Here is a 3,641-nt window from a genome sequence, read left to right on the forward strand (position 1 = left end):
AAGGCGTTTTTAAATCGACGGTCTTTGAAGAAAAACGCCGACGCATAACCGCAAAAAAACAACAAATAAAGTCATATAAAAACAAAGAAAAAAAGACCCCCATACCAGACCAAATCATAAAAGTAGTAGCTAGTAACTCAATATCAGCGGTAGTAACTAAAGCACAATCCATAACAAACTCCCTAGAACAAACTAATGTTAGGCTGAAAACGTTCAGCATCTTCATTTGAGGCTAAATGCCCCTGAATGTCGTCAATGTCTTCGTCATCTTCAATGACTTCTCGCACGTAAAACGGATTACACGTAACTGGTTGAGTCATATCCCCCAAACGCAAATTCACCAAACAAGGTGAAATATCTTCAACAACTAAACCAATGGATTCAGGGTAAAAAACCGCACTATCAGAGGTGCGAACGAATGAATAGAAAATATCTTTGCCAGCGTGACGATGTTCAATTACCGAGCCTGAGATATAAACATCGGTAAGCAACTCAAGAAGAATATTTTGCGGGTTAAATTCTTCGGTAGTTTTTGGTGCTGGTTGGCCAGATGGTGCAACCTGCTCAACTGGCGTGTCAGTTGGTGAATCACCAAACAAAAACTTAGAGCTAAATGAGTAAAGACAAAAAATCAAAAGACCGATAAAGAAGATCATTACATAGACCATGAACGGAATTTTAAATTTATGGGTATGAATCTCAGCAGACCAATAAACACCATAGAATTTTTTGTCGCGTGAAATAGATTTCTTTTTGGCCTGTTTGGAATCATGGTAATCATCGGGATTGAAACACTTGGGTGATTCTTTACGGGTAACCTGACTACCACCAAACGCATTAAAATAATGAACATGACAACCAACTAACTTACGCAAGTTGGCATCACATAAGGTCCGGTCTTGGGTAACAAAATGAATATCATAACCACCATGACGGTGAGTCTCTAATGCACCAATTGCCGGAGGGACTTTTGAGCCAACGGCGCGAGGTGGAAAAAATTGCTGACATTCATCAATGAAAATAATGGAACGTTTAGGCAATTCCATCCAGTTCCTAGGGTCAGAGAAATGAGTGAAGTGAAAATTAAGAGATTTTACCATCTCAAATTTATCAACATCGGAATCCCCCGCCGCTTCTAAAACTCTATCGAGCTTAACAAGCTTTTTAACCGGATAACAACGTTTAACCCAATAAAGCCACGTTGAAAAATGGTCATGGGAATCAAACAAAGTTTCAAGCCAAGGTACATCAGCCAACGTAATAAAATCACCTTCATCATGGATAGGTTTCATAATTTTGATGAGTTTGCGTTTTTGAGCTTTATCGGTAAGGCGTGGAAAGTACCAGCCGTAATACCAACCGGAGAATGATTTAGCCACCTCCATATCAAGCATCAAAAGTTTAACGTTATTGTAAAAGTAAGGGCGGTCAGAGTCATGACCGCTAACAAGTTCCTTTAGGCTGTTAAGTGTTTTTGATGCACCGGGTAAACCTGTTCGTAAATAAATCATGCGTCAAATCCACCACGGTTAGCGCCGGGCTTATACCAAGCTTGAGCAGCAAATGCACCTTCACGAACACCCTTCAAAGTAAGAAGAAAAGCGCCAGCAGAAATCATAAGGTTAAGAGCTTTATCAAGCCACATGTAACCAGCTAGAGCGACAACATCAGAACCAAGAGCACCAAGGGAATTTAGCCCATTAAAGGATTCAACCGCTGTAGCAATGAGACGACCTGTTAGTAAATCCATACCGGAAAAAACGACGATACCAAAACCAGCAGAGATAAGAATATTTGAAGCGGTTGCACCAAGAGCGCCAGCAAGCCAAGGCAAAGCAGCACGAATCCAGCCGAACAAAAACGAAAAAGCATTGATGAGTAATGGCATAAAACCCCCTATTAAAGATGTTTAGCAATCATTAAGAACGAAGCGACAGAAGCGGAGGCCATGATGAAAAAACGAAACACCAGAGCCAAATCACAAAAAGGTTGAAAATCAATAACCCAAGGCTGACCTAAAACGTGGTAAGTGCGGGCAGCAGGACAACCACCATCGAAGCTAAACCCATTAGCAGTGGTGTAAGCATCAAGAGCATCATCAGCGCTAGTTTTGGATTCTGCATAAACACCCTTAAAAGCCCCGTCAGCATTAACAGAACTTTGAGAAATGCCTTTAAGGTCATCATGGAGGATGGACAATGAATCTTCATAACGAGTAAGAGCGTCACGAGTACCACATTCATTAAGCCAACTGGATTTAGCTAGATAACAAGTTGCAGCATCACCATCACATTCAAAGGAAGCACAACCAACAGCAGTAACAGACCCCTTTTCTTTCTCACCAAGCTTATCAATGGCGTTAACAATATCTTTAGATGAACCATCAATAGCAGAGGTAATATCGGAGCCAATATTGTTAATTGCACCAATTTGAGAAAGGCTTAGAGCTTTTTGAGCAAGGTAGATTTCATAATCTTGTTTGATTTGGGAATCAATAGTTTCACCAACGGCATGAGTAGTTTTATTAATACCATCAAGTTCAGTTGTTAAATCAGCGATACCGTCATTCAAATCTTTATTCAAAGCAGTAGCGGCGGCGTTATGGTCACGATTTAGATTCTGTAAAGCAGTGAGAACGGCGGTATCCGTAGTTTCTTGTGGAGTAACCTCATCGGGTTCAGGTTTATCAAAACTTGGTGGTTTAGGGTTGGAAGTATCAGGAGCATCAGGATTAAAACCTCCAGTAGGAGGGTCGATAGGTTTGGAAGGATCCAAATCAGACAAACATTCAGGCCAGTTAGCACCACCAACAACACAACTATCAGACATAACACATTTAAGGTCTAAAGAAGGTTCAATAAGGTCATTACCGTTATTACACTGAGAAACAAAAGTACCACCCTGAGCATGACAAGCGTTATCAGCCTCTATGATTTGGTCAATGGTAGATTGACGGTCACAGAAAGGGATATCTTCGCAAAGACCAGTATCTGGATTAAAAATATCATCACCTTCACATGAAGGAGGTGGAATAACACAAGCACCAGAAGAAGAATCAAATTCAGAGCCTGATGGACATGAAGAAGATTCTCGATAAAAAACAGTACCAGCACACAGACCACCTGCCCCCCAACAGATAGAAAACTGACCATTTCGACCTGATATGCGAGTAATGGTTTTAGTTCCAGAATTTTCAAATGTAGTTCCAACGCAAACATCATTCCAATAACCCCAAGTACCAGTAGTACCGAAAGTAATACACGGAACCTTGAGGTTAGTTGTATGAGTGGCTGTAATTAAAGTAGAAGCAGAAGCAGAGAAAGAAACACCAAAAAATAAAAATAAAAGTAAGAAATAATGTTTGATATTCATGGAATTTCCTAGGGCATCAGGCGACGAATGCAGTCAGTAACAACGAGTAAAACAAAAACGAGAAGTAAATCATTAGGGGAAAAGACATAAGGCATGTTGAGCTCCAAAAAAGGGGCACAAAGCCCCTTAAAAATTGGTTGGTAAGTGGTTAGCCAAAGATTGCGCCTTTAGCCCATTTGAACACAACAGCAACGCCAGCTAGACCGATAAGAGCCCCACCGATTTCAGTGATTGCAGCAGTACCATCAGTAGTGATAGCAGTTGTAGCA

At 40.8% G+C, this 3,641-nt stretch carries 4 protein-coding genes; all 4 read right to left on the bottom strand.

Going from position 1 to position 3,641, the window contains the following annotated elements; all coding sequences use genetic code 11:
- Window positions 1-182: 182 nt before the first annotated feature.
- The 4 genes from RH88_RS16125 to RH88_RS23955 all read right to left on the bottom strand — a co-directional run bounded on the left by RH88_RS16125 (window position 183) and on the right by RH88_RS23955 (window position 3,628).
- Window positions 183-1,511 (bottom strand): zonular occludens toxin domain-containing protein, encoded by a 1,329-nt coding sequence (locus RH88_RS16125; protein ID WP_005597934.1) that lies wholly within the window; start codon window positions 1,509-1,511, stop codon window positions 183-185.
- Window positions 1,508-1,888, bottom strand: a complete 381-nt coding sequence (locus RH88_RS16130) for a DUF2523 family protein (protein WP_005595563.1) — start codon at window positions 1,886-1,888, stop codon at window positions 1,508-1,510. The genes RH88_RS16125 and RH88_RS16130 overlap by 4 nt, the downstream gene beginning before the upstream one ends.
- Window positions 1,889-1,899: 11 nt before the next feature.
- Window positions 1,900-3,372 (bottom strand): virulence factor TspB C-terminal domain-related protein, encoded by a 1,473-nt coding sequence (locus RH88_RS16135; RefSeq protein ID WP_005597936.1) that lies wholly within the window; start codon window positions 3,370-3,372, stop codon window positions 1,900-1,902.
- A gap of 148 nt (window positions 3,373-3,520) precedes the next feature.
- Window positions 3,521-3,628 (bottom strand): major capsid protein, encoded by a 108-nt coding sequence (locus RH88_RS23955; protein WP_277422381.1) that lies wholly within the window; start codon window positions 3,626-3,628, stop codon window positions 3,521-3,523.
- Between the last annotated feature and the right edge of the window lie 13 nt (window positions 3,629-3,641).

It is taken from the genome of Vibrio scophthalmi LMG 19158 (assembly GCF_000222585.1).
Classification (GTDB): Bacteria; Pseudomonadota; Gammaproteobacteria; order Enterobacterales; family Vibrionaceae; genus Vibrio; species Vibrio scophthalmi.